The 25,896-nt window shown below is 69.7% G+C and carries 23 protein-coding genes and 1 riboswitch; of the genes, 13 read left to right on the top strand and 10 right to left on the bottom strand.

The features are described 5' to 3' along the window. Positions 1 to 15: 15 nt before the first annotated feature. The 7 genes from AB6732_RS12595 (at position 16) to AB6732_RS12625 (ending at position 7,169) form a co-directional block, all read left to right on the top strand. A complete protein-coding gene (locus AB6732_RS12595) occupies positions 16 to 348 on the top strand; it encodes a CHY zinc finger protein (RefSeq protein ID WP_370960292.1) in 333 nt (110 codons plus the stop codon). Positions 349 to 470: 122 nt separating this feature from the next. Then, positions 471 to 788 (top strand): putative quinol monooxygenase, encoded by a 318-nt coding sequence (locus AB6732_RS12600; RefSeq protein ID WP_278267559.1) that lies wholly within the window; start codon positions 471 to 473, stop codon positions 786 to 788. A gap of 161 nt (positions 789 to 949) precedes the next feature. Next, positions 950 to 2,827: a peptidoglycan DD-metalloendopeptidase family protein gene (locus AB6732_RS12605; protein WP_370960293.1), complete on the top strand. Its 1,878-nt coding sequence runs from the start codon at positions 950 to 952 to the stop codon at positions 2,825 to 2,827. 127 nt (positions 2,828 to 2,954) lie between these two features. Continuing rightward, positions 2,955 to 4,274 (top strand): MFS transporter, encoded by a 1,320-nt coding sequence (locus tag AB6732_RS12610; protein WP_370960294.1) that lies wholly within the window; start codon positions 2,955 to 2,957, stop codon positions 4,272 to 4,274. A 206-nt stretch (positions 4,275 to 4,480) separates the two neighbouring features. Next, entirely contained in the window at positions 4,481 to 5,812 is a 1,332-nt protein-coding gene (locus AB6732_RS12615) for a hypothetical protein (protein ID WP_370960295.1), read from the top strand. A gap of 162 nt (positions 5,813 to 5,974) precedes the next feature. Continuing rightward, positions 5,975 to 6,583, top strand: a complete 609-nt coding sequence (locus AB6732_RS12620; protein WP_370960296.1) for a GrpB family protein — start codon at positions 5,975 to 5,977, stop codon at positions 6,581 to 6,583. A gap of 61 nt (positions 6,584 to 6,644) precedes the next feature. Beyond that, positions 6,645 to 7,169 carry a GNAT family N-acetyltransferase gene (locus tag AB6732_RS12625; RefSeq protein ID WP_370960297.1) on the top strand — a complete coding sequence of 175 codons (525 nt, stop codon included), beginning with the start codon at positions 6,645 to 6,647 and terminating at the stop codon, positions 7,167 to 7,169. A 19-nt stretch (positions 7,170 to 7,188) separates the two neighbouring features. On the opposite strand, the gene AB6732_RS12630 is transcribed toward AB6732_RS12625, so the two are convergent. Next, positions 7,189 to 7,842 (bottom strand): nucleoside/nucleotide kinase family protein, encoded by a 654-nt coding sequence (locus AB6732_RS12630; RefSeq protein ID WP_370960298.1) that lies wholly within the window; start codon positions 7,840 to 7,842, stop codon positions 7,189 to 7,191. Positions 7,843 to 8,210: 368 nt separating this feature from the next. Between AB6732_RS12630 and AB6732_RS12635 the strand changes: the two genes are divergently transcribed. Beyond that, positions 8,211 to 8,417: a CsbD family protein gene (locus tag AB6732_RS12635; protein WP_066213992.1), complete on the top strand. Its 207-nt coding sequence runs from the start codon at positions 8,211 to 8,213 to the stop codon at positions 8,415 to 8,417. Positions 8,418 to 8,561: 144 nt separating this feature from the next. Continuing rightward, complete coding sequence (locus AB6732_RS12640; protein WP_370960299.1) at positions 8,562 to 9,218, top strand: hypothetical protein; 657 nt, start codon at positions 8,562 to 8,564, stop codon at positions 9,216 to 9,218. Positions 9,219 to 9,257: 39 nt separating this feature from the next. On the opposite strand, the gene AB6732_RS12645 is transcribed toward AB6732_RS12640, so the two are convergent. The 9 genes from AB6732_RS12645 to AB6732_RS12685 form a co-directional block, all read right to left on the bottom strand. After that, positions 9,258 to 9,755 carry a nucleoside deaminase gene (locus tag AB6732_RS12645; protein WP_370960300.1) on the bottom strand — a complete coding sequence of 166 codons (498 nt, stop codon included), beginning with the start codon at positions 9,753 to 9,755 and terminating at the stop codon, positions 9,258 to 9,260. A gap of 10 nt (positions 9,756 to 9,765) precedes the next feature. Continuing rightward, positions 9,766 to 11,073, bottom strand: coding sequence for a cation:proton antiporter (locus AB6732_RS12650; protein WP_370960301.1), 1,308 nt, complete (start codon positions 11,071 to 11,073; stop codon positions 9,766 to 9,768). A 181-nt stretch (positions 11,074 to 11,254) separates the two neighbouring features. Next, a complete protein-coding gene (locus AB6732_RS12655; protein ID WP_370960302.1) occupies positions 11,255 to 11,938 on the bottom strand; it encodes a type 1 glutamine amidotransferase domain-containing protein in 684 nt (227 codons plus the stop codon). Positions 11,939 to 12,085: 147 nt separating this feature from the next. Further along, complete coding sequence (hrpB, locus tag AB6732_RS12660) at positions 12,086 to 14,749, bottom strand: ATP-dependent helicase HrpB (protein ID WP_370960303.1); 2,664 nt, start codon at positions 14,747 to 14,749, stop codon at positions 12,086 to 12,088. 72 nt (positions 14,750 to 14,821) lie between these two features. Continuing rightward, positions 14,822 to 15,439, bottom strand: a complete 618-nt coding sequence (locus AB6732_RS12665; RefSeq protein ID WP_370960304.1) for an HdeD family acid-resistance protein — start codon at positions 15,437 to 15,439, stop codon at positions 14,822 to 14,824. A gap of 123 nt (positions 15,440 to 15,562) precedes the next feature. Beyond that, positions 15,563 to 17,083 carry a UDP-N-acetylglucosamine 1-carboxyvinyltransferase gene (locus tag AB6732_RS12670; RefSeq protein WP_370960305.1) on the bottom strand — a complete coding sequence of 507 codons (1,521 nt, stop codon included), beginning with the start codon at positions 17,081 to 17,083 and terminating at the stop codon, positions 15,563 to 15,565. Positions 17,084 to 17,276: 193 nt separating this feature from the next. Continuing rightward, positions 17,277 to 18,098: an energy-coupling factor transporter transmembrane protein EcfT gene (locus tag AB6732_RS12675; protein WP_370960306.1), complete on the bottom strand. Its 822-nt coding sequence runs from the start codon at positions 18,096 to 18,098 to the stop codon at positions 17,277 to 17,279. Further along, positions 18,095 to 19,741, bottom strand: a complete 1,647-nt coding sequence (locus AB6732_RS12680) for an ABC transporter ATP-binding protein (RefSeq protein ID WP_370960307.1) — start codon at positions 19,739 to 19,741, stop codon at positions 18,095 to 18,097. The genes AB6732_RS12675 and AB6732_RS12680 overlap by 4 nt, the downstream gene beginning before the upstream one ends. A 2-nt stretch (positions 19,742 to 19,743) precedes the next feature. Further along, positions 19,744 to 20,358 carry an ECF transporter S component gene (locus AB6732_RS12685; RefSeq protein WP_370960308.1) on the bottom strand — a complete coding sequence of 205 codons (615 nt, stop codon included), beginning with the start codon at positions 20,356 to 20,358 and terminating at the stop codon, positions 19,744 to 19,746. Positions 20,359 to 20,402: 44 nt separating this feature from the next. Beyond that, positions 20,403 to 20,523: riboswitch (TPP riboswitch) on the bottom strand. 294 nt (positions 20,524 to 20,817) lie between these two features. Between AB6732_RS12685 and AB6732_RS12690 the strand changes: the two genes are divergently transcribed. The 4 genes from AB6732_RS12690 (at position 20,818) to AB6732_RS12705 (ending at position 25,848) form a co-directional block, all read left to right on the top strand. Continuing rightward, entirely contained in the window at positions 20,818 to 21,531 is a 714-nt protein-coding gene (locus AB6732_RS12690; RefSeq protein ID WP_370960309.1) for a DsbA family protein, read from the top strand. Positions 21,532 to 21,703: 172 nt separating this feature from the next. Next, a complete protein-coding gene (locus AB6732_RS12695; protein WP_307498304.1) occupies positions 21,704 to 22,375 on the top strand; it encodes a TetR family transcriptional regulator in 672 nt (223 codons plus the stop codon). Positions 22,376 to 22,480: 105 nt separating this feature from the next. After that, entirely contained in the window at positions 22,481 to 25,384 is a 2,904-nt protein-coding gene (locus AB6732_RS12700) for an MMPL family transporter (protein ID WP_370960310.1), read from the top strand. Positions 25,385 to 25,587: 203 nt separating this feature from the next. After that, positions 25,588 to 25,848 carry a DUF4235 domain-containing protein gene (locus tag AB6732_RS12705; RefSeq protein ID WP_066213955.1) on the top strand — a complete coding sequence of 87 codons (261 nt, stop codon included), beginning with the start codon at positions 25,588 to 25,590 and terminating at the stop codon, positions 25,846 to 25,848. The last annotated feature ends 48 nt before the right edge of the window (positions 25,849 to 25,896 follow it).

The raw sequence follows: 25,896 nt of genomic DNA on the forward strand, positions 1-25,896 counted from the left end.
GTGCCACAATTCCCCATGCCCCACACGTCCACCCCGTCCCCGCCCGTCCTCGGCCCCACGGTCGACTACGAGACCCGGTGCATCCACTACCGCACGCCCGTCGACATCATCGCCATCAAGTTCTTCTGCTGCGGCGACTACTACCCGTGCCACCTCTGCCACGAGGAGACCGCCGGTCACCCCGCACGCCAGTGGCCCCGGGAACGCCGCGGCGAGAAGGCAGTCCTCTGCGGAGTCTGCCGGACCGAGCTGAGCATCGACGCCTACCTCGCCACCGACAGTTGCACCTCCTGCGACAGCCTCTTCAACGAGCGCTGCCGCCTCCACACGCACCTTTACTTCGACTGACCTCGCCGCCCGGCGACCGGAGTGAAGTGCGGCGACACCGCACGGATTCCCATCCACGTGCCCCGCGCCGCCGTCGTCGGGCATGCTGGAAGGACCGCACCACCTCATTGAAGGAGAGAACCTTGATCTTCATCACCGCCCAGTTCCCGGTCAAGCCCGAGCACGCCGACGCCTGGCCCGAGATCTCCCGTGCCTTCACCGAGGCCACCCGCGCCGAAGAAGGCTGCCTGTTCTACGAATGGTCGCGCTCCCTGACGGACCCCAGCACCTACGTGCTGATCGAGGCGTTCAAGGACGACGACGCCGGCGCCGCCCACGTGAACTCCGCTCACTTCAAGCAGGCGCAGGCTGAGCTTCCGCAGTACCTGTCGCGGACCCCGGACATCGTCAACGTGAAGGTCGACGGCTGGTCCGAGCTCGGCGAACTCGCCGTCCGCTGACCAGGCTGCCGCTGCGCTGACACAGGGCGGGGTCACTCGACACCCGGTGGTTGTCCACATAGGGGAGATCGAGGGACCCCGCCCCGTTCGCAGAAGCCCTATCCTGAAGGCGGGAACTCACTCTCACCTCCGGCCATTCGGCCCATTCAGGAACAGGGACCATGAAGAATCGATTGGCCGCGGCCTTCGCCGCCCTTCTGCTCGGTACGGGACTCCTCGTCGCGGCCCCTGCGCCCGCCGATGCGGCGACCCCCACCGGCAAGGTGGCGATCAAGACGCAGCGCATGGCCAAGGCCACCCTCAACGGCACCCAGCTCGGCTGGTACAACGCCGGGCAGACACTGACCCTGAAGTGCTACGCGCGCGGCCAGGCCGTCAGCGGCTACTACAGCCCGTGGCTCCCGAACGGCGGCCTCGACGATCTCTGGTACAAGACGTCGGACAACGGCTTCGTCGCCGATGTGGACATCAACACCAACTCGAACGACCCCGTCACCCCCGCGTGCACGGACCCGTTCACCACCGCGCCGAACCCGACCATCGCCGGCACAGCGGCCGTCGGCCAGGTGCTCCGCGCTGTCCCCGGCACGTGGGACCCGGCCGCCACCTTCACATACCAATGGCTCCTCGCGGGCACCGCTGTCGCCGGGGCCACCGGGCCGACGTGGACCCCGCCCGCCACCGCACTCGGCAAAACCGTCTCGGTCCGCGTCACCGGTTCCCGGCCCGGCTTCGCGACAGCCACTCGCACCTCGGGCGCGACGGCCGCCCTGCAGCGTGGCACGATCGCCACGGTCCAGCCCGTCATCACCGGCGTCCCCGCCCCTGGCCTCACAGTCACCGTGAACCCCGGAGCGTGGAACCCGAGACCGGCCACCTTCACCTACCAATGGCGCCGCAACGGGGCGGCCATCGCCGGAGCCACCGCCGCGAGCTACAAAGTCGCCGCCACAGACACCGGCGCCGACCTGACCGCCGTGGTCACGGGCGCCGTCACCGGTTACAACACCGCCACCGCCGTGAGCGCCCCGGTGCGTGCCGGTAAGCAGTTCACTGCGGCCCCGAATCCCACCATCTCCGGCGGGCTCGACGTCGGCAACCGGCTCACCGCCGTCGTGGGCGCCTGGAATCCCAAGCCGGTGTATGCGTACCAATGGCTGCGCAATGGCGCACCGATCGCCGGGGCGACCGCGACCACCTACGTGCTGACGAACGCCGACGCCGGCCGGGCCATCAGCTTCCGGGTCACCGGCGCGCTGAGCGGCTACGCCACGGCGGTGCGCACGTCGAACGCGCTCACCACGCGCTCGCTCCTGGGACCCGCACCCGCCCCGGTGTTCCGTGGCTATCCGGCCGCCGGACAGACACTCACCGCACTCGCGGGAACCTGGGGCCCGGGCGCCGTGTCGCTCAGCTATCAGTGGCTGCGCAACGGCGCACCCATCGCCGGGGCGACCTCCACGACCCTCGCCCTGAACAGTTCGCATGTCGGAGCGCGAATCTCCGTGCGGGTCACGGGCACCCGGGCCGGGTTCATCCCCGCGACGCGCACCTCGGTGGCATCCACGGTGGCGGCCTCGACCGCCGGAATGCGTCCCTACAAGCTGCCGTTCCCGCGGGGCAAGGCGTACTCGATCCTGCAGGGTCCGGCCGAGCACGCCCGCGGCATTCTGCCCGAGTACAACAAGCACGCTGTCGACTTCGGCACAGGCATGGGCGCACCGATCACCGCCTCCGCCAGCGGCCTCGTCGTCTTCAGTGGCCGGGGCAGCACTGGTGAGATCCAGGTCCGAATCGATCACGGCGACAACCGCTGCACGCAGTACTCCCACCTGAACAGCACCACGATCAGCGCCGGAACACCGATCCAGCAAGGACAGCTCCTGGGGTACTCGGGCCAGACCGGCATCGCGTCCGGCCCGCACCTCCACTGGAATGTCGTGTATTGCGATTCCCAGATCAGCCGAGAAGTGCCCAACAGCGTCGAAATGGGCACGACGTATCGCGTCGGAGCCATCGCCACGAGCCAGAACGGCTGACCGCCGGGGCGAGCGACCCCTTCCCCCGGCTGTATTCCTCCAGTATGCTCTCGCTAACTTACCGAACATTCGGTAACCGTCGCGCGGCGGATCCGCCTGCGCGCAGGATCAGAACAATGGAGTTCGCATGTCGTCACCTGCCATCGCTCCCGCCAGGGGCCGGAATCTCTCCTCCGAAGAACGCAAGGTTCTCGCCGGGACGCTCGTGGGGACGTCCATCGAGTGGTACGACTTCTTCATCTACGCCCAGGCCGCCGCCCTCGTCCTGGCGCCACTCTTCCTGGCTCCCGTCTCACGCGAGAACCCGGCCCTGGCGCAGGTGCTCTCGTTCGCCACGATCGGGATCTCCTTCCTGTTCCGCCCTCTCGGCGCGGTCGTGGCAGGCCGCCTCGGTGACCGCCTGGGCCGCAAGAAGATGCTGGTCCTGACCCTCGTCATGATGGGCCTCTCCACCTCCCTCATCGGGTTCCTGCCGGACTACAACGCCATCGGCATCGCGGCTCCGATCCTGCTGATCCTCCTCCGGATCCTGCAGGGCTTCTCGGCCGGCGGCGAATGGGGCGGAGCGGCCCTCATGGCCGTGGAGCACGCCCCGAAGAGCCGGCGCGGCCTCTTCGGCGCTTTCCCGCAGATCGGCGTTCCCATCGGCATGATCCTGGCGACCTTCACCCTCTGGGCCCTCACCAGTTCCATGTCCAAGGAGGCCTTCCTGACCTGGGGCTGGCGAGTCCCCTTCCTGCTCTCGATCGTGCTCATCGTCGTCGGCTTCGTGATCCGCCGTGCCGTCGAGGAGAGTCCGGTCTTCGACGAACTCGTACGCCGTCGCAAAGAGTCCTCCGCACCCCTCGGCGAGCTGTTCCGCCATCACACGCGCCAGGTCTTCCTGACCGCGATCATCTTCATCGCCAACAACGCGGCCGGCTACCTGCTCATCGCGTACTTCGCGGCCTACGCCTCGACCGCGCTGCACATGGACCGCCCGAGCGTTCTCCTGGCGACCGCACTCGCCTCGTTCGGCTGGCTGATCTTCACGCTCTGGGGCGGCCACCTCTCCGACCGCCTCGGACGAGTGCGGACCTTCCAGCTCGGCTACATCCTCCTCGCCGTCTGGGCCATCCCGATGTGGTTCCTGATCGACTCCCGCAACATCGTCCTCTACTTCGTCGCACTCTTCGTCATGACGCTGGGGCTCGGGCTCTCCTACGGACCGCAGGCAGCCCTCTATGCAGAGATGTTCCCGGCCAACGTCCGCTATTCCGGCGTCTCGATCGGCTACGCACTCGGCGCCGTGCTCGGCGGGGCCTTCGCCCCGATGATCGCCGACGCGCTCCTCAACCAGTTCCATTCCTCGTGGGTGATCGGCCTCTACATCGCGCTGGCCGCCGTGATCTCCTTCATCGGCGTCTCGCTGGTGAAAGAACCGCGCGACGTGGACCTGCTTGCCTGACCCCTCCGCCCGGGTTCCGACCGCCGCCCCGGGGCCGGATGACGGCGGGGCCCGACGACGGCGCGTCGCCGCGCCCCGCTTGACGTCCCAGCGGTGCTGTCAATGGGGAGTGGTCCCCTCACTTCGCAGGTGCCCACCGGGCTCCCCGCCTTTAGGATGGTGTCAAGCGGTAACTACAGTCGCTTGACTATCACTCGGAGAGCACCATGTCGCACAACACCCCCTCCGCCGGTTCGGGACCCGACGGCCGGCAGCCAGAAGACCAGCCTCGCAACACCCCGGCTCCGCCGTATCCGGGACAGGCCGCTCCCGGGCAGGCCAACCCCGGGCAGGCGTCGCCAGGCCAGGCATCGGCAGGTCAGGCACAGCCCGGTCAGCAGCCGGGTCAGCCGTACCGGGGTCCCGGTGCTCCGACCGGATCGTCCTACCCGGGCCAGCCCAGCCAGCCACAGCCCGGCCAGTCCTACCCCGGTCAGCCCCGTCCAGGTCAGGCGCCGGGCGGCGCCCCCTATGGCGGAACTCCCCAGTACGGCGGATTCGGCTCAGGAGGACCAGGCCAGGGCGGCGCAGGCACGGGCGGCCCGGGCTATGGAGGTCCGGGCTATGGTGCGCCTCAGTACGGCGGCCTGCCGCCGGCGTCGTCGGGTCCTAAGGGTCTGGCGATCGCGGCCCTGATCTGCGGTATCGCCTCCTTGGTATTCGCGTGGATCCCGATCGTCAATGTCCTGGCACTCGTGGCGGGCCTCGCGGCCATCACGCTCGGCGTGGTGTCGCTCGTGAAGAAGTTCGGCGGCACGGTCATGGCGTGGTTCGGCGCGGGGCTGGGCCTCGTCGGCGTCCTGGGCTCGATCCTCGCCATGCTCGCTTTCGCGGCCTTGACCAGCATCGCGGACCGGCCCGACCCGCTCAAGACCTACAACGAGGACCGGAACAAGCAGGTCTCGGTCAAGTACATCGTCACCACCTCGACGCCCACGGATGTTCGCTGGTCCACCCCGACTGGAACCTCCGAAGTGAGCATCAGCAAGGACCAGACCACGGAGTTCACCGCTCAGGCCAAGGATTCCCTGAGGGTCTCGGCCAACCCGACCAGCAGCTCGGCGACCGACACCAAGATCAGCTGCGAGATCGTGGTCGACGGGACGACTGTGGCCAAGGAGACCGGAGAGGGCAAGTACGCCGCCGCGAGCTGCTACTACTACAAGTTGTACTCGCGCTACACGAGCGAGAAGCCCTCCAACGACGTGTCCGTCGAGTTCAAGGTGACCACGAACGGCAAGGTCTCGGTGAATTCACGCTGGTCGGCCAGCGGAGCTCAGAGCTCCAGCAGCCGCTATGCCGAGGTCGGATCCGACTCCACGAGCACCGTCCAGGCCAAGTCCGACGGCACGCTCTCCCTGACCGTGCGCAGTGAGGACAGGGAGGCTGCCAGCCCGGCCTTCGGCTGCGAGATCCTGGTGGACGGGAAATCTGTGTCGAAGCAGGAAAGCAACACGGCCTACGGCTCCGCCCGCTGCACGTACACACCCGAGAAGTGAGCTGATCTCCACCCGCCCGCTCGGCGTTTAACGCTCGGGTTGCATCGGCCAGGCGTTCCACCGTCTGCGCTCCGCGGCTCCGGGGCAAGAGGCGGCGCCGTATCGGTCGGAAACGGGCAGGAAGAGCGGGCAGGACGGGCGGCCGCGTGGAAGGATGGCCCCATGCCGAGCAGAGAGAGCATCGTCAGCTTCGAGGAACCTCCCGTCCCGGAGGGCGCCGATCCCTATGTGAACGGTGCCGGGCCGAGCCCCGGCATCGCCGTGGTGCCGCCGCGGGCGGAGTGGCCCGAGCTGTTCGAGACCTTGGCCGGTCGGATCCGCCGTGCGCTCGGCTGGCGAGCGCTGACCGTCGAGCACGTGGGCTCCACCTCGGTGCCGGGGCTGTCCGCCAAGCCGACCATCGACATCGACCTCATCGTCGCGGACCCGGAGCAGGAGGAGGACTACGTCCCGGCACTCGAACAGCACGGGTTCGTCTTGCGGGTCCGCGAGCCGTGGTGGTTCGGCCACCGGATGCTCGCCCTGCAGGAACCGGCCTGCCACCTCCATGTCTTCGGCCCGGTCAGCCCGGAACCGGTCAAGCACCGGATCTTCCGCGACTGGCTGCGCGGGAACCCCGACGATCGCGAACTCTACGAGGCGGCGAAACTGCGCGCCTCGGCAGAGGCGACCGCCGCAGGTGAACACTCCATGGAGTACAACGCCCGCAAGGAGTCCGTGATCCGGGAGATCTACGACCGCGCCTTCCGCGCCGCGGGGCTCATCCGCTGAGCCACTGAGTCACCGAGCCCCTGAGTCGCTTTGCCCGCCGGTTCCTCTACGCTGAGGCCTCATGGAGTTCACCATCCGGCCCCGCGTTCCCGGCGACGTCCCCGCGCTCGCCGAACTGCTCGAACGCCAGCAGCCCACGAGCCGCTATCCTTTCGTCTGGCCGTTCCCCGGCGGCGCCGAATCCTTCCTCGTGCGCGACGGCGAGCTGGCCTCCTGGGTGGCCGAAGCCGCCGATGGCACGCTGCTGGGTCATGTCGCGGTCACCCGGGTCGACGACGGCGACGAAGGGCGGCTGTGGGCCGAAGCGCTCGACGCAGGCGTCGACGAACTGCGCTGCGTGAGCGTCCTTTTCACCGACCCGGCGCAGGCGGGATCCGGCGTGGGCTCGGCGCTCCTGGAACGCGCCACGCGAGCCGCCGCGGCCGACGGCCTGCCGGTGCTCGACGTCGTCGCCTCCGCGGAGCGTCCCGTGCAGCTCTACCAGCGGCGCGGCTGGCGGATCATCGCCACGATCTCCGCGCCCTGGCACCCCGGGCTCGACCTGCCCATCCACCTCATGGTCCTCCCCCGGGACGGCGCGGCGTAGCGGATTCCTCCCGCGCCCCTCACCCCGGCCGCACGACGACGGCTGCCCGCCCCCGCGCGGCACGGATCAGGCGGGCGTTGGCCTCGTCCGTCCCGAGCGCCCAGGCGCGCGCCGCCTCGGGGCTCTTGCCGAACGCCTCGTGACGCGCGATGAGCCGCTCCAGCCGGACGCCGTCGTCCGGTTCCACGAACCAGGCCTCGTCGAGAAGCGGGAGCACACCCGCCCAGGGTCCGTCCTGGAGCAGAAGGTAGTTGCCTTCCGTGACGATCAGCCGGGCTTCGCGCGGCACGGCAATGGCGCCCGCCACCGGTTCCTCGATCTCGCGCCGGAATTCCGGGGCGAACACGACGTCCTCATCCCGCGCGCGGAGCCGGCGGAGCAGCGCGACGTAGCCCGCGCCGTCGAACGTTTCAGCGGCGCCCTTGCGCTGCCGCAGCCCGCGCCGTTCCAGCACGGCGTTCGCCAGGTGATACCCGTCGAGCGGGACCGCGACGGCGAGATCCGGGCCGAAGTGGTCCACCAGCGTCGTGGAGAGCGTGGTCTTCCCGGCGCCGGGCGCGCCGGCCAGGCCGAGGATGACGCGCTCCCCGGACGCGAGCAGCCGCTCGATCCGCTCGAGGGCCTCAGGCAGGCCGAGTGTAGGAGGGGCGGTGTCCGGGGCGGCGAAGTCCATGCCGGAACCGTACCGCGACGGAGCCGCCGTCGGGAGGCTTCCGGCCCGCGCCGGACATCCGGGCACCGCGGCGAGGCCTGACGGGCGCGCCCGGGCAGGTCGGCCTCCCGCTCCTCCGTTCCGCCCGCCGGATCTGGCCGCCGAACTGGGCCGCCGAACCGGTTCAGCGCAGCGCGAACAGCCCCGAGATCCCAGCCATTCCGGGCTTCTCAGCGGTTCCTGGGAGTTCGCCGGGTTGCGGACCCAGAACAAGTGTGATGATGATTGAAGTATCGCTTCACGGCGTAGCGGTTGATGGGAGAGTCATCTCTTACCGCCCGTTCCAGGATTCGACCAAGGGCCACGAGCCCGCTGACGAGGAGGACATCATGGGTATCGGCGACAAGATCAACAACAAGGCTGAAGAGCTGGGTGGCAAGGCCAAGGAAGCGGCCGGCCAGGCAAGCGGCGATGAGCGCCTCGAGGCCGAGGGTCAGAAGGACCAGGCATCGGCGGGCCTGAAGCAGGCCGGCGAAAAGGTCAAGGACGCTGCGGCCGAGGCCGTGGAGAACGTCAAGGACATCTTCAAGAAGTAGCTTCCCGACGGCGGACTTCCGCCACTCGCGACATGCAGGCTGTGGCCCGGGCGATGCCCGGGCCACAGCTGTGTGGGGAGCGTCCTCGCCGAAGGGGCCCGCCGGGTTCATCGGATTAGCCCATCGACTGGATACACTGTCGCCATGCAGACCATTCCCGAGCGTCAGCAGCGCGTCTTCCGTATCGCCCTGCTGTGCCAGTCGATCGCCGTGGGCCTGGTGCTCGGTGGATTCGCCGGGCTGCTGCTGGGCCTCAGCCGACAGAGCAGCAGCGTGGTCCCGTCAGTGATGGTCGCCGTCTCCGTCGCCCTTTCGACCGCGAGCATGGCGGTGCTCCTCCCCCTCATCGCTTCGGAGGAGCGGAACCTGCAACGGCGGCTGGATGACTGCGGCACCGCCGCCATGGCCTCAGGCGGGGCGGCCTGGCCTGCAGCGACGGCGGTCCTGGTGCGCATCATGCCGGCACGACGGCGCGCCACCTTCAAAACCGCGCTCTTCGCGGCGAACACCCGCGAACGGGGCGTCCTTCCCGTCGCAGTCCGGCTCCCTGTGACGGCTTCGCCGCAGCCCTCCAGCGGCGCGTGGCTCCGCCTGAGCCCCACCGACCCGGCGGTCGCGATCATCGACCCCCTCGCCACCCCGGACGACCACGCGAACGCGGGTTCCGACCCGGCCCTCGCCCGCCTCAGCCGGGTGCAGCGGGGACTCGCCGTGCCGGCCGGGGCCTGGGTCGGTCCGGTGCTGATCGGCATCGCGGTCGCGGTGATCATGGCGGCGCTGACGGCTTTCCTCGCCCGCTGACCGGCGGCGCGGGCGTCGCCGTCGAACGTCAGCCCCGCCTCAGCCGAGACTGCGGGCCCAGGCACGCATTCCCGAGGGACCGTCTCCGGCGGCGTACTCCGCGAACAGCTGCCTGGACTCGGTTCGCCGGATCCCACCGGTGATCTCCCCGGGTCGGGAGAAAAACGCCTGTTCCACCGGCGGCTCCCACAGCTTCAGGAGGGCATCGGCGCCGTCGTTGGGTGATTCGAGGGCGTACCAGATCCGCTGGACCCCCAGCGTGATGGCCGCACCCATGCACATGAGACACGGTTCGAGGGTGACCGCCAGAGTCAGTAGCCCCCGGGGCTTCTCGAACCCCAGGACTTCGTCCGCCTGCTCCATGGCCAAGAGGTCCGCATGGACGATCCTTCGCCAAAGCGCCTTCTCCTGCGTGTGCGCTCGGGCGAGGATCCGCTCCTCATCGAACACGACCGCCCCGATGGGCATCTCCCCGCGTTCCAGACCTTCTCGGGCGACATCCAGGGCGAGGCCGACGGCGGCGGAGGGAGCGAGCATGGACCTCATGCTACGGCGAAGGAGCGGCGTCCGGCCGGCGTCGCGACATCCGCGTCAGGACATACGGAGTGAGGACCCCGTGGAGCACGATGCTCAGGATCACCGTGTAGACCGTGATGGTGAGGACGGTGAAGGCCTGGTCGCCCTCCAGAGCGTGATAAGCCAGGAGACCGAAAACGATCGTGGCCGTGCCCCGCGGGCCGACGACTCCGAGGAGAAGCCGCTCCTTCCACCGGAACCTGGTGCCGAGGAGGGAGATCAGCACGGGGACGATGCGTGCCACGGTGAGCGCCGCCAATGCGAAGTACAGCGCGCGCCAATCGACGCCGCCGATCTTCAGGGTGACGAACGTGGCGACCCCGCCCAGCGCGAACCAGACGAACAGCCCGGCGAGCTCGGCGGTGTCCTCGACCAGGGAGCGCTCCCCGTGGCCGATCGCCAGTTTCGGCGTGCGCCAGGTCCGCGTGAGGCGGTACATCAGACCCGCCACGAACGCAGCCACGAATCCGTTCGCCTCAAGCCAGGGAAGTGTGGCGATCCCGTAGCAGATGAGGGGGATCAGCAACATGACGTACCGCGTTCCCGGAGCGGACATCTCGCGGGTCTCCGACAGCTTCCGCACGCTGTAACCGGAGATCCCGCCGACCAGAACGCCCACCAGGATGGCACCCAAGGTCGCGGGGACGGCGTTCACGAAGGCCGCCGCGAACTCATCGAGATGGCGCTCCACCGATGCCAGGGATGCGCCCGAGAGGGACTCGGGATCGGGGATCTGCGACCCCAGGGACAGGGACAGCTTCGCCAGAGCGAGCGCCATGATGAAGATCGGGGACACCAGCCCGTCGTTGTACCCGCTTTCCACATTGAGGATGCGCCGGGTCCGCGCGGGGAGCGCACTGCTCCGCAGGATCTCGGTGGACGTGGCGAAGTCCGTGGGCATCACGATGCAGGCCACGACGATCAGGACGAAGAGGTCCGCATCCGGCTTCAGTCCCAGACCGAACAGCACGGCCATCAGGAGCGAGAGCGGCAGGGCTATCAGCACGAGCCGGGACACGGCACGGCCCACTCCACCGAAGATCCCGCCCCGCACCTCGGTCGCGTCCACGAAGAGGATCACCGCGAGGATGATCTCCACCGACTTCTGCACCGCGTCGAGGCTCAGCAAGGTGGAGAAGGAGTCGACGTCCAGCAGCACCATCACGGAACCCAGTGCCACGAGGGCGGCAGGACCCACGATGCCCGATCTCTTGAGCCACTGCGCGTTCAGCGCCCAGAGCAGCACCGCACAAGCGGCCAGAAGGATGAAATTCGGCATGGCTTCCTTCCGGCGGCGTTCGGCGAACGCACGGGATCCGCGACGGCGCGCTCAGCCCCGGGCGGGCGGCGCGCGTCGCAGGACGACAGCGACGGAGCCGATTGTAGCGCGCGTCCGCGAAGGCCGGCTTGCTGTTTCCCGAACGTTGCCCGGCCCGCCGTCGTCGAACGTCGGCCCCGCCTCAGAGCTGCGCGGCGACCTTCTGCGCCGTCTCCTTCGCGGAACCGGGGTTCTGGCCCGTGACGAGCTTGCCGTCGGTCACGGCGTAGGAGACGAACGGCAGCTTGGCCTTCTGATACAGGGCGCCACGCTTCTTCATCTCCTCCTCCGCGTTGTACGGCACGAGCTTGTCGACCCGCGCGAGGACCTCCTCCTGCCAGGCGAAACCCGTGAGGTGTTTGCCGTCCACCAGCAGGCTCCCGTCCGTGAGACGGACGTTGAGCAGACCGCAGTAGCCGTGGCACACCGAGGAGACGACCTTGCCCTGCTCCCACAGCTCGCGGGTGAGGCGCTGCAGGCCTTCGCTGTCCGGGAAGTCGTACATGACCGCATGCCCGCCGGTGAAGTAGATCGCGTCGAAGTCCTCCGCGTTCACCTGATCGGGGCTGAGCGTGTTCTCCAGCAGCGCCATCCGCTCCGGATCGGCATGCCAGGCCTTGGCGGATTTGTCGTAGCTCGGGAACTTCAGCGAGCGCGGCTCCAACGGCACTTTCCCGCCCTGAGGGCTGACGATCACCTGCTCGTAGCCGCGCTCCTCGAACACCTCCCAGGCGTGGGTCAGTTCGGAGAGCCAGAGGCCGGTGGGGTGGTCCGGATCGTCGTAGTGGCTGACATTGGTGACGACGTGCAGGATGCGCTTGGTCATGATTCCTTCTTCCCATTGATCTACTTCAGAGGAGCTTGTCGCCGAGTTCGGAGGTTCGTTCCGACGACGAGGGTTGCAGGCAGTGATCTCGGCGCGAACCCCCGAACTCGGCGCGAGCACGATGCGGCGCCCGTCCGCTGGGTGACTCTACCCGCCCATCCGGTTCTTGGTGCGGGCGGTCGCGACGGCGGCCCACGGGTCCTCCGGCCAGGGGTGCTTCGGGTACCGTCCCCGCATCTCGGCCCTGACCTGCGCATACGGACCGGACCAGAACGAGGCCAGGTCCGCCGTCACGGCCAGCGGCCGACCCGCCGGGGACAGCAGATGGAACACCACGGGCACCCGTCCGTCTACGAGCCGCGGCGTCTCGGCCCAGCCGAAGCACTCCTGGAGCTTCACCGCGACCACCGGCTGCGGCACGGGAGCGCCGTCGGCGGGGGCCTCTTCCACCTCCGGATACTCCAGGCGCACCCGGCGTCCGCTCGGCACTTCGAGTTCCTCGGGCACAAGTTCCTCCAGCCGCACGGCCTCGGGCCACGGCAGCAGACGGCGCAAGGCGTCCACGAGCGGCAGCCCCTTCACGGACTCCCCGCCTGCGAGCGCGTCGAGTTCGGGACCCAGCCACTCGTCGGCACGGGCCAGCAGCGCCGCCGACGACATGTCCGGCCACGGCTCCCCCAGCACGCGGTGCAACAGCGCGAGCCTCCGCCGCAGTGCGTCCGCCGGGCCGGGGAAGCCGATGGCGTCCAACCCGTCCCGTTCCAGGGCCCGGAGAACCGCGGCGTGGCCTTCACGGGGGCCGGGCTTCACGGGCGTCGAGGACAGCACGATCGCCCCCAACCGGGACACGTTCCGTGCGGCCACCTTGCCGCCGTCGAAGGACGCCTCCACACCGTCGCCCAGCAGATGCGACGCCGCGAGCGCCGCGGTCTCCCCTGAAATCCCCGCGGCGGCACGGATCACGGCCCCGGTCCCGGCGGCCTCCCGACCGCCGGCCCGGCTCGCCTCCGCCACCGCGAGCCACTCGTGCCCCGAGAGTGAGCTCCCCGACGGAAGGGCCGCCCGGGTCCCGGACGCCAGCAGGTAGACCTCCCGCTCGCCCGGCACCCTGCGCGCCACCTGCGCCGGGAAGGCCAGCGCGACGACGGCGCCCACCTCCTCCCCGCGCGGCACCGCCCGGGCGGGGGCCGGCGTCGTCGTGCGTGAGGAGTCGGCGATGCGCTCGAAGCGGCGGACCTCGTCCTTCCACGCCCGCGCCTGCGGGTCCTGGCCGGAGCGCAGCCCGCTCAGGAGCCTGCCCAGGTCGGCGCCCGGCGCCCGGAACTCCCGCGCCACGAGGGCCACGGCCTCCGCCGCGGGCCGGGCGCCCAGGAGCGCCGCGCCTTCCAGCAGGGCCCGGCCCAGCCGGGGGTCGGCGGGGATCCCGGCGAGGATCCGGCCCTCCTCGGTCGGCTGACCGTCCGGGGTCACGGCTCCGAGGGCTGTCAGGGTGGCGAGGGCGTCGCGCAGGGCGGGCTGCGGAGGTGCGTCGGGCAGGGCGAAACGATCGGGGCCATCCACGCCGGAGAGCACCCCGGGCAGGGCGCCCCAGCAGGCCAGCACGAGGGCGGCCTCGGTCAGGTCTGCGGCGGCGATCTCGGGCGTCGGCTGTGCGGGGGCGGCGGCGAAGGCCCGCTCGTCGCAGCACCGCACCGCACGTCCCGGGCCTTGTCGCGCGGCGCGTCCGGCCCGCTGCTCGGCACTCGCCCGCGAACACGCCACGGTCACCAGACCGTTCATACCCCGCGAGGCATCTCTCCGGGGCTCACGGCTCAGGCACGAGTCGATCACGAGGCGCACGCCGGGGACCGTGAGCGAGGATTCCGCCAGGGATGTGGACACGACGATGCGCGGGCGGTCCCCCGGCCGGCGTCCCGAGACGGCCCGCTGCTGTTCCGCGGGGCTGATCTGACCGTGGAGCTCAAGAACCTCCGTGCCCGGCGTCAGACCGCGGAGCCGTTCGCTGACATGCCTGACCTCCCGGGCTCCTGGCACGAAGACGAGGGCGTCGATCCCGGGATCCTCGGCGAGCGCGGTCCGGTGCTCGCGGGCCGCCGTCTCGGCCACGTGGTCCAGGAAACCCCTGGTCACGCCGCGTTCGTCCATCCGCGCCACGGGCGATGGACTCCACGCCACGTCGAGCGGATGCAGCGCCGAGGGGCAGTCGACCACGGGCACCGCGCCCGCGGCCCCGCCGAGCAGCTCCGCGAACCGCGCGGCGTCCAGGGTGGCGGACATCGCGACCACCAGCAGGTCATCGCGGAGCTGCCGCAGCTCGGCGAGCATGGCGAAGAGCAGGTCGCTCTCCAGGGCGCGTTCATGCACTTCATCCAGGACGACGGCGTCCACCCCGTCCAGTGCGGGATCGGCCAGGAGGCGGCGCAGCAGGATGCCCGGAGTCACGAACTCCACGACGGTGTCCCGCCCGGCCTGCCGTTCACCACGGACCGTGAAGCCCACTTTCCGTCCCAGCGGGCTCCCGTCCAGATCGGCCAGGCGCGCTGCCGCGGCTCGTGCGGCGACCCTTCTCGGCTGGGTCACGACGACGCGCGGGCTCCTCCCCGCGGCCCGCGCACCGGCGAGGGTGGCCACGAGAGGCGGGACGAGGGTCGTCTTGCCCGTCCCGGGCGGCGCCTGGACGACGGCGGCGGGCCCGGCGTCGTCGTCCAGGCGCCCGGAAGCGGACCCGTCCGGTCCGCCGAGTACGGCGGACAGCTCCCCCAGTGCCGCGGCGAACGGCAGGCCGGCGCCGATCACGTCAAGGTCGAACATCTCGCCCTCTTCCCCTTCCCCCGCGGCTCGCGAGAAGCCAGTTGAGCACAGTCCTGAGCTCCCGGACTGTGCTCAACTGGCTTCTCGCGAGGACGAAGAGGCGGGGGCGGCCGCCTGGGCCCGGCGCAGTTTCGTGACGGACAGGACGGCGATCTTCAGGCCGACCAGGACGCTGCGCAGGCCGAACGCGAAGGCCAGCACGGTGGTCCCGGTGCCCGGCAGAACCGCGCAGAAGGCGGCCAGGACCAGGTCCAGGATGCTCCGGAGAAGGTCCTGCCACGGCGCGTCGGAGTGGTTGCGGAGCACCTCGACCAGTCGCGTGGCCCCGCTGGAGATGAAGGTCAGCGCCGCCAGGTACACCAGCACGGCGGACGGGAGCGGGATCAGCAGCACGACGAGGCCGGCCGCGATCCAGACGAGCCCGAGGAGGAAGGGCCAGAGCCGTCGTCGCGCCTTTCCGGCCCGGGCCTCCTGCGCGGCGTCGGCCAGATCGCCCAGGCCGGACAGCACGAAGCCCGCCCCGGCGTAGATCTCGATGCGGGTCAGCGCCCCGAGCGGATGAAGGAACAGCCAGACGCCACCGGCCAGGGACGCCAGGCCGACCAGGAACACGACCCACCAGGGCAGCCGTGCGACGTGCTTGCCGAGCAGGCCGGGCAGGGTCCAGAAACGCTGGTGGATGGAGCTCATCCTTCCATTCTCCCCGGGAACCACCCGCACGGTGCGGAGCTCCCCCGCGAGAGAACAGTTGACGCCCCCAAAACCTGGTTTTGGGGGCGTCAACTGTTCTCTCGCGAACTGCAGGGGGACGGATCAGTCCTCGAAGTACTCGATCCGCGCGCCGATGGAGTTCAGACGGTCCGCCAGGTCGGCGTAACCGCGCTCGATCACGTAGATGTTGCGCAGGGTCGAGGTGCCACGGGCCGCGAGCATCGCCAGCAGCAGGCAGGCGGCCGGGCGGAGTGCCGGCGGGCAGCCGATCTCAGCCGCGCGCCACTTGGTGGGGCCGTTGACGTAGATGCGGTGCGGATCCAGGAGCTGCACGTTCGCGCCGAGACGGTTGAGTTCCGTCAGGTAGATGGCACGGTTCTCGTAGACCCAGTCGTGGATCATGGTCTGGCCCTCGGCGTTGGCCGCGATGACCGCGAAGAACGGCAGGTTGTCGATGTTCATGCCCGGGAACGGCATGGGGTGGATCTTGTCCACGGAGGCGTGCAGCGTGCTCGGCTTGGTGGTGACGTCCACCAGGCGCGTGTGGCCGTTGCGGGCCACGTACTCGCCGGAGATCTCCAGCTCCTGGCCCATGTGCTGCAGGAACGCCAGCTCGATCTCCATGAACTCGATCGGCACACGGCGCACGGTGACCTCGGAGTTCGTCACGATGCCCGCGGTGATCAGGCTCATGGCCTCGATCGGGTCCTCGGACGGGAAGTACTCGATGTCCTGGTTGATGTTGGTGCGACCGGTGATGCGCAGCGTGGTGGTGCCGATGCCCTCGATGGTCACACCCAGCATCTGCAGGTAGAAGCAGAGGTCCTGGACCATGTAGTTGGGGCTCGCGTTGCGGATCACGGTGGTGCCGGTCCGGTGCGCGGCGGCCATGATCGCGTTCTCGGTGACGGTGTCGCCACGCTCGGTCAGCACGAAGGTGCGGTCCTTGCTGTCGGCCTCGGGGGCCTGAACCAGGTAGAAGCCGGACTTGGCCTCCACGGCGAGCCCGAACTGGCGCAGCGCCTGCATGTGCGGCTCCACGGTGCGGGTGCCGAGGTCGCAGCCGCCGGCGTAGGGCAGCTGGTACTCCTCGCGCTCGTCCAGGAGCGGGCCAAGGAGCATGATGACGCTGCGGGTGCGACGGGCCGCGTCCACGTCCATGGCGTCCAGGTCGAGGACGGCGGGGCGGCGGATCTGCAGATCGTTGTCGTTGAGCCAGGTGCACTCGACGCCGATGCTCGCCAGCACCTCGACGATCCGGTTGACCTCCTCGATGCGCGCCAGGCGGCGCAGCGTGGTGGTGCCGCGGTTGATGAGGCTGGCCAGCAGAAGCGCGACGCCGGCGTTCTTGCTGCTGTTGACGTCCACCGCGCCGCTGAGCTGATGTCCGCCCTCCACCCGCAGGTGGGTGACGCGCGGCCGCGCGGGAGTCAGGAGCGTCGCCTCGAACAGATCCTCCAGGCGGCGGATCATGCGCAGGCTCAGATTCTGCTTGCCGGTCTCCATACGGGCCACGGCGCTCTGGCTGGTGCCCAGCTCCTCGGCCAGCTTGCCCTGGGTCCAGCCCTTCTCGCTGCGGGCGTCGCGAAGCCAGGAAGCCAGGTGATCCATCGTCTCAGTCATGAGCACGAATATATCAGATGTGAGTTACCCGAGGGCAAATCGCGGGTCCGTCCGCTCGAATATGGGATACCTAAGTCATATCGTGCGATATTTCCCACGGCGTTTCGCGTCACGATCCGCGGGTCCGGGCCACTCAGCAGCCGCTGCCCGACGTGCCCGACGAGCCCGCCAGCCTCCGCACCCACCAGCCAGGTCAGTACACCACGTGCCAGACGCCCAGCAGCACCGAGGTCCCGACGGCCACCCCTGCGATGACCAGAGCACCCAGTGCCACCCAGGCGTCGACGATGGAGAGCCGGGACGGCCGGGCCCAGGTTCGCGGTCCCGCGCCGAAGCCCCTGGCCTCCATGGTCACGGCCAGACGGGAGGCCCGGCGGATCGACTGGACGAGCAGCCCGAAACTCTGCCCCAGCTTCGCAGCCAGAGCGGACACCAAGTTCCCGGAGGCGCCGACGCCACGTGCCCGCCGGGCCATGCCGATGATCTGCCACTCAGCCACCATGAGCCCCACCAGGCGGAGCGCCGCAAGGGTGCCCAGGACGAAGCGGTGCGGGAGGCGCGCCAGCTGTGCCAGGGCATCGGCCAGGTCGGTCGGCTCGGTGCACGCCATGACGATCACCGCCGGCAACGCGATCGCCAGGCCACGCAGCAGGAACCCGACACCCAGGAGCAGCGAATGTTCACCCATGGTCCAGATCCCGACACTGAAGATGAGCGGGCCCTTGTCCGGGGCGAGCACCGCCGTGCTCCAGCCGCCCAGGACGGCCGCGGCCACGAGCGGCCACGCCCTGGTCCACAGCAGGCGGAGATTCAGGCCCGCGAGCGGGAGCACGAGGAGCTCGCACAGCACCGCGATCCCGGCCGACAGCCAGTCGATCGACCACACGAGGGCGATGGTGATGATCGCCAGCGCGCCGAACTTGGACAGCGGATTCGCACGCCCCAGGAGCGGGAGCTCGGCGCGGGACGCCGCGTACGGGTCGATGACGGCGCGGTCGTCGGTCACGATGCTCATGCCTCCCCCTTCCCGGGTTCGTCTCCGGTTCGCACGACGGCGGCCGCGCCCGCAAGCTCCGGCCCCGGCGCTCGCCCGAGCACCAGCTCCGTGGCGCCGAGGGCGTGCGTGAAGTCGGCGTCGTGCGTGACGGAGAGAAGCGAGACGCCCTCGTCGAGCAGCTCGACCAGCAGCGACCCGAGCTCCGCCCAGGTGCGCGCGTCCTGTCCGAAGGTGGGCTCGTCCAGGATCAGCAGACGGGGATGGGCGGCGAGCACGGTCGCGACGGACAAGCGCCGCTTCTCGCCTCCGGACAGCGTGTACGGGTTGGCGTCGGCCAGCCCGTCGAGCCTCAGGCGGTGCAGCAGCTCGTCCACGCGTTCCTCGCCGCGGCCCAGCTGCCGCGGCCCGAAGCGCAACTCATCCAACACACTGCCGGTCACGAACTGGTGCTCCGGCTCCTGGAACACCGTGCCGATCCGCGTGATCAGCTCCTTCGCCTTCCAGCGGTACGGCTCCGGATGCCGGGGCACGGCAGCACCCGCGGCCAGCAGGTCGGACGAGCCGACGACGGCGCCCCCGGCCGGGGCGAGCAGCCCCGCCAGGGTGAGGGCCAGGGTCGATTTACCCACGCCGTTGGGCCCGGTCACCGACAGCGCGCTGCCGGCCCGCAATTCCAGATCCACCCCACTCAGCACGGGAACGGTTTTCCGGGCGGCGAGCCCACGACGCGACGCCGACGCCCGGCTCACGGCCAGGCCCCGGGCTTCCAGAAGAACCGCACCGGCAGGAGACCCCACGGCATGGGACGCCACGGGACCACCGCTCGAACGGCCGACCGTGCGATCTCCGGAACGGCTTGCGCCGGCCAGCACTGGCACCCGGCCCGGGATCCAGACCCCCTGGGCCGCCAGCGCGTCCCCCTGGGCGTCGAGAACGGCGTCGGGATCACCCGAGGCGACCACACCGGACGGCCCCTCGGCTCCCGCACCCAGGACCACCACACGGTCCACCGAGTCCTTCCACACCTCCACCCTGTGCTCCACCACCAGGAGTGTCGCGCCGGAAGCGGCGACCGCGCGGATCACGGCATCGCGGACCTCGAGCACGCCATCGGGGTCCAGGTTGGCGGTGGGCTCATCCAGCAGCACCAGTCCGGGGCGCATCGCGAGCACCCCTGCGAGCGCCAGTCGCTGTTTCTGCCCACCGGATAAGGCATGGGTGGGGTGGTCGAGGGGCAGGAACCCGAGCCCGACGTCGTGCAGGGCCTGGCGGACCCGTGGCCAGATCTCGGAGGGCGGCACGGCGAGGTTCTCCGCGCCGAAGGCGACGTCGTCGCCCACGCGGCCGAGCACCACCTGCGTCTCCGGATCCTGCTGGACGAGACCGGCCCGGCCCCGGGCATCCCGGGGTACGCGGCCGTCGATCAGGAGCGTGCCGGACTCGTCGGCGTCGTCGTCCTCCGCAGAGCCGAGGACTCCGGCAAGAGCGTGGAGCAGCGTCGACTTGCCCGCGCCGGACGGACCCAGCAGGAGGACCTTCTCCCCGGGTTCCAGGTCCAGGTCGAGCCCTGCCACAGCGGCCCGGCTGCGGCCGCCGTGACGCCAGCCCCAGCCTCGTGCCGTGACCCGGGCCGGCCGCACGCCGCCGGCGACTCCGCCCATGATCAGCCGAAGACCGGCTCGGTACCGGCCTTGCGGGAGGCGAAGGAGGAGAGGGCACCGGTCCGGGCCAGGCCACGCGTGGCAACCCAGGACAGCGCGCCTGCGATCACGGCGCCGGAGATGAGGCAGAAGAGGATGTAGAGGAACTTGGCGGTGCCGTCGTAGGCGATGTTCCAGCCCCAGGGCAGGAAGCTGTCGTTGAGACCGCAGAAGAGTCCGGACGCCGCCCCGGCCAGAACCGCGGTGGGCAGGTTGAACTTCCGGTAGAGGAACGCGGCGAAGATCAGCTCCGCGCCGAGGCCTTGGAGCAGCCCGGAGATCAGCACGGTGAGCCCGTACTGCGAGCCCATGATGAGCTCACCGCTCGCGGCCACGGCCTCGCAGAAGATGGCGGCGCCGGGCTTGCGGATGATGAGGGCGCCGAGCACGGCAGGGATCATCCACCCGCCGGCGTAGAGGCCCGAGAGCGGAGCGTAGGCGGCGGTCAGCGGGGTGATCAGGTTCGCGCCCTGGGACCACGCCCAGAACAGCACGCCACCGGCCACGGCGATCAGTGCCGCCACCACGATGTCCACCACGCGCCAGCCACGACGCTGGGCAACAGCCTGAGTAGTCATTGTCATCCTCCTGGGATTACAGGAGGGGAGGTGCCCGGAGGCACGTTCTGAGATGCTCGACTCCCTATCGCCGGTACTAACCGGATCAGGTTCGAGGGTCTGCGGTTGCTCCGCACTCTCAGCGCCCACACACCCTGCGGTGGCGGCGCTCCCCTGTCGTTCGTTGTGCACCCCAGTTTATACCTGCACGACGACGCCGGCGCAGGCCCCGCTGTCACATTCCCCGGGCGCCGCGAGAGTGAGCCCGGGCCGGGTGCGCGCGGGACGCCCACCGATGGCTGAACTCGCTATGGAGAGCCCGAGCACGCTGTCGCCCGTAGCGATCTCGAACCCCCGGCAGCGAGCTCAGCGCCGCGCCTACGGACAACACACGGGTGGCCCTCCTCACGAAACTTGGTCCCGTCTCTTCGCCATCGTTAGGCTCACACGCAAGCCGAACGTGACGATGGAAGAAGACTGATGCGCCCCCAGAAGGCCGGACTAACCGCCAAGACCCTCCTCGCCTCGCTGTCCCTCGTGGTCGCCGCGGGGACGCTGGGAGCGTGCGGGGCGCCGTCGTCGTCCAGTGCCTCCGCGCCGTCCGCGAGCGCCACCCCCAGCAGCACCGCACCGGCCACGCCGTCCGCCGAGCTCATGGCGAAGCTGGTCCCTTCTGATGCGAGGATCATCGCCAACCCGGCGAAGCCGCGGACCACGCTCATCCTCTTCACCGATTACCAGTGCCCGTACTGCGCCAAGATGGACACGCTGATCGAGCGGGCCAAGAAGGAGTACGGCTCCGAGGTGCGGATCGTCGTGCGCAACTTCCCGCTCCCCATGCATGAGAACGCCCCGCTCGCGGCCAAGGCCGTGGAGGCCGCGGCTGAACAGGGCGCCCTGGAGAAGATGGGCCACCTCGTGTTCAGCAAGCAGGCCGAGTGGGCCAAGTCCACGTCGGGCCAGGCGGAGACCTTCACCGGGTACGCCCGCGAGCTCGGGCTGAACATGGACCGCTTCGCCAAGGACTTCACGTCCCCGGCCGTCGCGACCCGTGTCCAGCGGGACCTCGACGACGCCAAGGAACTCGGCCTGCGGGGCACCCCGTCCCTGGTCCTGGAAGGTCAGCTGCTGCAGGTCGACTCCAGCGACTACAACACCCTGAAGTCCCCGCTGGATCAGGTTCTGGGGAACTGAGCGCCGCCCCGGTCCGGGGCGTCCGCCAGCTCTCCACCACGGGTTCTCCACCAGGCCCCCGTGCCCGCTGCCTACTGCTGAGTCCGCTATCGAACGAGCAGCACACCAAGCCCAAACTTTGCACTCGGTCCCCTAATTGCACTGGGTGCACAAATTGCCGTACCATCGGAGCATGGACTCCACCACTTTCCTGGACGGAACTCCACCGGATCATCCCCACGGCGGCTCCGCGGAGGAGAAGACCTCTCGCCGCGAGCTCAATAAGCAGGCCACTCGCGCCGCCATCATCGAGGCCGCGGTCAACCTGCTCTCCGAGAACGGCCTGGGCAACTTCACGGCGGAGGACCTGGCCGACGCCGTCGGCATCTCCCGCCGCACCTTCTTCAACTACTTCCCGAGCCCCGAAGCGGCCCTGGCGGCCACGGTCCAGAACTTCCTGGACGGCGCCATCGAGGAGTTCCGCCAGCGCCCCGCCGACGAGACGATCCTCGACTCCGCGATCGCCGCGGTCATGGCGCTCGTCGAGCCCGGATCGCTCTCCCGCATGGCGCGGATGTGCCTCCTGACCGAGAACCAGCCCCAGGTCCAGCGCTGGCAGCTCATGGCCTGGGACGATGCCACCAGCAAGCTCAGCGCCGCCGCGGTGGAGCGTCTGGGAACAAAAGCCGACCCCTTCTTCGTCAGAACCATGGTGGGCGCCATCATCGGCGCCGGGAAGGCCGCCATGGAGTACTGGCTGGAACACGAGGCACCTCGCAGTGGACAGGTGACGGATGCCCACAGCATGGTCCTCAGAAACCTCATCACTCAGGCGCTCCAGCACCTCCGCAACGGCTTCGCCTGAGCGGCCCGCCCTGGAGAATCCGGAACATCCGGAACACCGCAACACCAGACCTCCCGTCCACTCGCACTCCGCCCCGCACCACCGGCACCAACAAAGGCACAGACCATGGCACTCCTGCTCTACAGGCTCGGCAAGTTCTCCTACCGGCACCGCTGGTGGGTCGTCTCCTTCTGGCTCGTGGTACTTCTGGCCGTGGGCGGCTCCGCCGCACTGTTCAAGGGACAGCTGACCAACGAGTTCAAGATCCCGGGCACCGAGACCCAGCGGGTCATCGACCACCTCAAGCAGGCACTGCCCGAGGCTGCCGGCGGCACGGCGTCCGTGGTGTTCCAGAACAAGGACGGCAAGCCGTTCACGGACGAGCAGAAGAAGGCCGTCTCCGACGCCCTGACCAAGCTCAACGGCACCTCGCAGGTCCAGTCCAGCGTCGACCCGTTCACCACGCAGGCCGAGGTGGACGCCGCCCCGGCCAAGCTGGCAGCGGCTCAGAAGCAGCTCGACGCCGGCAAGGCCCAGCAGGAGGCCGGCAACAAGCAGCTGGACGACGCCAAGAAGCAGCTGGACAGCGCCAAGGCGCAGGCCGCCGCAGCCCAGAACTCGGGCGTGCAGGTGCCCGCCGCCCAGGCCGAGGCCGCAGCCGCCCAGATCGCCGCCGCCGAGAAGGACTACAACGCCGGCCGCGCCAAGGCCGACGCAGCCGCCAAGGAACTCGCGAGCCACCAGGCCGAGCTGGACTTCAACAAGCGCAAGTCCGACGCCTCGCAGGGCATCCGCTTCGTCTCCAAGGACGACACGGTCGCGGTCGCGCAGATCACCTTCAAGGGCTCCCTGAGCGCCCTCTCCACCGAGGACCGGGACCACGTGGTGAACAGCCTCGTCGCCACGGAGAACACCGGACTCAACGTCTACCCGAGCAAGGAGCTCTCCGAGGATCTGGGGAGCCTGGCCGGACCCGCGGAGATCATCGGCCTCTGCGTGGCGGTGCTGGTCCTGATCATCATGCTCGGCACCTTGATCGCCGCGGGCCTTCCGCTCCTCATGGCGATCGCCGGGGTGGGCGTGGGCGTCGGTGGCACCATCGCGCTCTCGGGCGTCATCCAGATGAACAGCATGACGCCGATCCTGGCCCTCATGCTCGGGCTGGCCGTCGGCATCGACTACTCCCTCTTCATCGTCAACCGGCACCGTGGTCAGATCCTGTCCGGCATGTCGATGGAGGAATCCGTCGCCCGCGCCACCGGCACGAGCGGCAACGCCGTGTTCTTCGCCGGCGTCACGGTGGTCATCACGCTGGCCGCCCTCGCCGTACCCGGCCTGCCGTTCCTGAGCCTCATGGGGCTGGCCGCCGCAGCCACGGTCGCCGTGTCGGTGCTCGTCTCCCTGACCCTCACTCCCGCGGTGCTCGGTCTGATCGGCAAGCGCGTCATCTCGAAGCGAGGCTGGCGGCGCGCCGCGGACAGCGCCGCGCACCCGCTGGCAGATGACGACGACGCCGCGCGCGGCTGGGGCGCCTGGGTCACTAAGTGGCCGTGGCTGGCTGTGGTGGTGTCCGTCGTCGTGCTGGGCGTGGTGGCCCTTCCCGCGCAGAAGCTGCACCTGGCACTGCCGGACGGCGGTTCCGAGGCCGCCGACTCCAGCGCGTACAAGGCGTACTCCACCATCAGCACGTCCTTCGGGGACGGCATGAACGGACCGATCGTGGTGGTCGGCGAGTTCCCGGCCGGTCTGAGCGAGCAGGACGCCGCCCTCAAGCAGCTCGACCTGGCCGACCGCCTGCGCTCCGTCCCGGGCGTCGTCGCGGCCGTGCCCGCCAAGCTCAGCGACGACCGCCAGACCGCCGTGTTCCAGGTGATCCCCACCGAGGGTCCGGCGAGCGAGAAGACCGTCCAGGTGGTCGCGGACATCCGCGCCAAGGGGGCGGACATCCAGCGGGATCTCGGCGTGAAGATCGGCCTGACGGGTCAGACCACCGCGAACATCGATGTCTCGAACAAGCTGATCGAGGCCCTGCCGCTGTACCTGAGCATCGTCGTGGGCCTGTCCCTGATCCTGCTGCTTCTGGTGTTCCGGTCCATCTGGGTCCCGGTCCTTGCGACCGCCGGCTTCCTGCTGTCGCTGGCCGCCTCGTTCGGCGCGGTCGTGGCCGTGTACCAGTGGGGCTGGCTGGGCTCCGTGTTCGACGTCCCGCACCCCGGCCCGATCCTGAGCATGCTGCCCATCATCCTGATCGGCGTGCTGTTCGGCCTCGCGATGGACTACCAGGTGTTCATCGGCTCCGGCATGCGCGAGGCCTATGTCCACGGTGCGAAGGCCAAGGCGGCCGTCCGGATCGGCTTCAAGCACGCCGCCGTCGTGGTCACCGCCGCAGCGATCATCATGACCAGCGTGTTCGCGGGCTTCATCTTCAACCACCTGACGATGGTCCGGCCCCTCGGCTTCTCCCTGGCGTTCGGCGTGCTGGTGGACGCGTTCGTGGTGCGCATGACCCTGATCCCCGCGGCCATGCACCTCCTGGGCAAGCGCGCCTGGTGGCTGCCGGCCTGGCTGGAGAAGCACCTTCCGGACGTCGATGTGGAGGGCGCGCGCCTGAACCAGGACCACGGTGAGGACTCCGCGAAGGCCGACGACGCCGGCGGGCCGGCTCCCGCCCTGGCCACAGCGACGGCGGGCGTCTCGGCCCCTGCCGCCTCCGCAGCGGGCGCGTCGGCGACCGCCCCGGCCACCGCTGCGGCGAGCCCCGCGAAGCCGAAGAAGAAGGCGAAGGGGAAGCGCGTCGTCGTCGAGCGGCCGGAGGAGCCGCACGCCCACACCGGTTCCCACGCGCTCATCCAGCTCCCCGACGCCGAGCCGCGCGAGCTGGGCAACCCGATCCCGGGCGGGCGCCGGGAAGCCCGCCAGCGCGAACGGCTGATCGAGACGGGGATGATCCCCGTGGTGCCGGCCGCGGGTGAGCAGGACACCCAGCGTGACGACGAGCCCGAGAGCGACCCGGTGAACGCCGGCCGCTGACCCGTCCCGCACGCGCACTGAGCCCCCGCCCACCCGGCGGGGGCTCAGTGCGTTCCGAGGCAGTGCGTTCCAAACCCACAAGCTCGCTTGGGGACCCCTGCGTACTAGCGCCTAGTCCGCTCCCCCAAACTGGCAAGCTCGCTTGGGGCCCCTCGCGTACTAGGCTTACAGTGACGGCATTGTCAGCACCGTGAGGGAGAAACATGCAGCTTCTGTTCAAATTGCTCGGTACGGCCGTGAGCATCGGCGCAGGTCTCGTGGGGTCGAAGCTGGTGAACGCCGCGTGGGAGAAGGCCACGGGCAACAAGCCCCCGCAGAAGGGCGACGACGCCGAGGCGAGCCTCCGCGCCGCCCTCAGCTTCGCGGTCATCTCCGCCGCCGTGAGCGCCGTGATCCAGGTCCTCACCAACCGTGGCACCCAGCAGGCCATCGCCAAGTTCAACAAGTCGCGGGACGTCGTCTGATCTGACGGCCGACCCGCCACCCGCATCGCGAGTGGGTCTTTCGGTCAC

The organism is Arthrobacter sp. RCC_34, from assembly GCF_041360795.1.
Lineage (GTDB): Bacteria > Actinomycetota > Actinomycetes > Actinomycetales > Micrococcaceae > Arthrobacter_E.

Bases quoted from the DNA above. Each gene is read 5' to 3' on its own strand.
- AB6732_RS12645 (WP_370960300.1), bottom strand. From the start codon at position 9,755: ATGCTCGCTCCCTCCGCCGCCGTCGGCCTCGCCCTGGATGTCGCCCGA.
- AB6732_RS12605 (WP_370960293.1), top strand. From the start codon at position 950: ATGAAGAATCGATTGGCCGCGGCCTTCGCCGCCCTTCTGCTCGGTACG.
- AB6732_RS12665 (WP_370960304.1), bottom strand. From the start codon at position 15,439: ATGAGCTCCATCCACCAGCGTTTCTGGACCCTGCCCGGCCTGCTCGGC.
- AB6732_RS12630 (WP_370960298.1), bottom strand. From the start codon at position 7,842: ATGGACTTCGCCGCCCCGGACACCGCCCCTCCTACACTCGGCCTGCCT.
- AB6732_RS12655 (WP_370960302.1), bottom strand. From the start codon at position 11,938: ATGACCAAGCGCATCCTGCACGTCGTCACCAATGTCAGCCACTACGAC.
- AB6732_RS12670 (WP_370960305.1), bottom strand. From the start codon at position 17,083: ATGACTGAGACGATGGATCACCTGGCTTCCTGGCTTCGCGACGCCCGC.
- AB6732_RS12650 (WP_370960301.1), bottom strand. From the start codon at position 11,073: ATGCCGAATTTCATCCTTCTGGCCGCTTGTGCGGTGCTGCTCTGGGCG.
- AB6732_RS12640 (WP_370960299.1), top strand. From the start codon at position 8,562: ATGCAGACCATTCCCGAGCGTCAGCAGCGCGTCTTCCGTATCGCCCTG.
- AB6732_RS12705 (WP_066213955.1), top strand. From the start codon at position 25,588: ATGCAGCTTCTGTTCAAATTGCTCGGTACGGCCGTGAGCATCGGCGCA.
- AB6732_RS12610 (WP_370960294.1), top strand. From the start codon at position 2,955: ATGTCGTCACCTGCCATCGCTCCCGCCAGGGGCCGGAATCTCTCCTCC.
- AB6732_RS12615 (WP_370960295.1), top strand. From the start codon at position 4,481: ATGTCGCACAACACCCCCTCCGCCGGTTCGGGACCCGACGGCCGGCAG.
- AB6732_RS12690 (WP_370960309.1), top strand. From the start codon at position 20,818: ATGCGCCCCCAGAAGGCCGGACTAACCGCCAAGACCCTCCTCGCCTCG.
- AB6732_RS12680 (WP_370960307.1), bottom strand. From the start codon at position 19,741: ATGGGCGGAGTCGCCGGCGGCGTGCGGCCGGCCCGGGTCACGGCACGA.
- AB6732_RS12700 (WP_370960310.1), top strand. From the start codon at position 22,481: ATGGCACTCCTGCTCTACAGGCTCGGCAAGTTCTCCTACCGGCACCGC.
- AB6732_RS12675 (WP_370960306.1), bottom strand. From the start codon at position 18,098: ATGAGCATCGTGACCGACGACCGCGCCGTCATCGACCCGTACGCGGCG.
- AB6732_RS12625 (WP_370960297.1), top strand. From the start codon at position 6,645: ATGGAGTTCACCATCCGGCCCCGCGTTCCCGGCGACGTCCCCGCGCTC.
- hrpB (WP_370960303.1), bottom strand. From the start codon at position 14,749: ATGTTCGACCTTGACGTGATCGGCGCCGGCCTGCCGTTCGCCGCGGCA.
- AB6732_RS12595 (WP_370960292.1), top strand. From the start codon at position 16: ATGCCCCACACGTCCACCCCGTCCCCGCCCGTCCTCGGCCCCACGGTC.
- AB6732_RS12685 (WP_370960308.1), bottom strand. From the start codon at position 20,358: ATGACTACTCAGGCTGTTGCCCAGCGTCGTGGCTGGCGCGTGGTGGAC.
- AB6732_RS12620 (WP_370960296.1), top strand. From the start codon at position 5,975: ATGCCGAGCAGAGAGAGCATCGTCAGCTTCGAGGAACCTCCCGTCCCG.
- AB6732_RS12635 (WP_066213992.1), top strand. From the start codon at position 8,211: ATGGGTATCGGCGACAAGATCAACAACAAGGCTGAAGAGCTGGGTGGC.
- AB6732_RS12695 (WP_307498304.1), top strand. From the start codon at position 21,704: ATGGACTCCACCACTTTCCTGGACGGAACTCCACCGGATCATCCCCAC.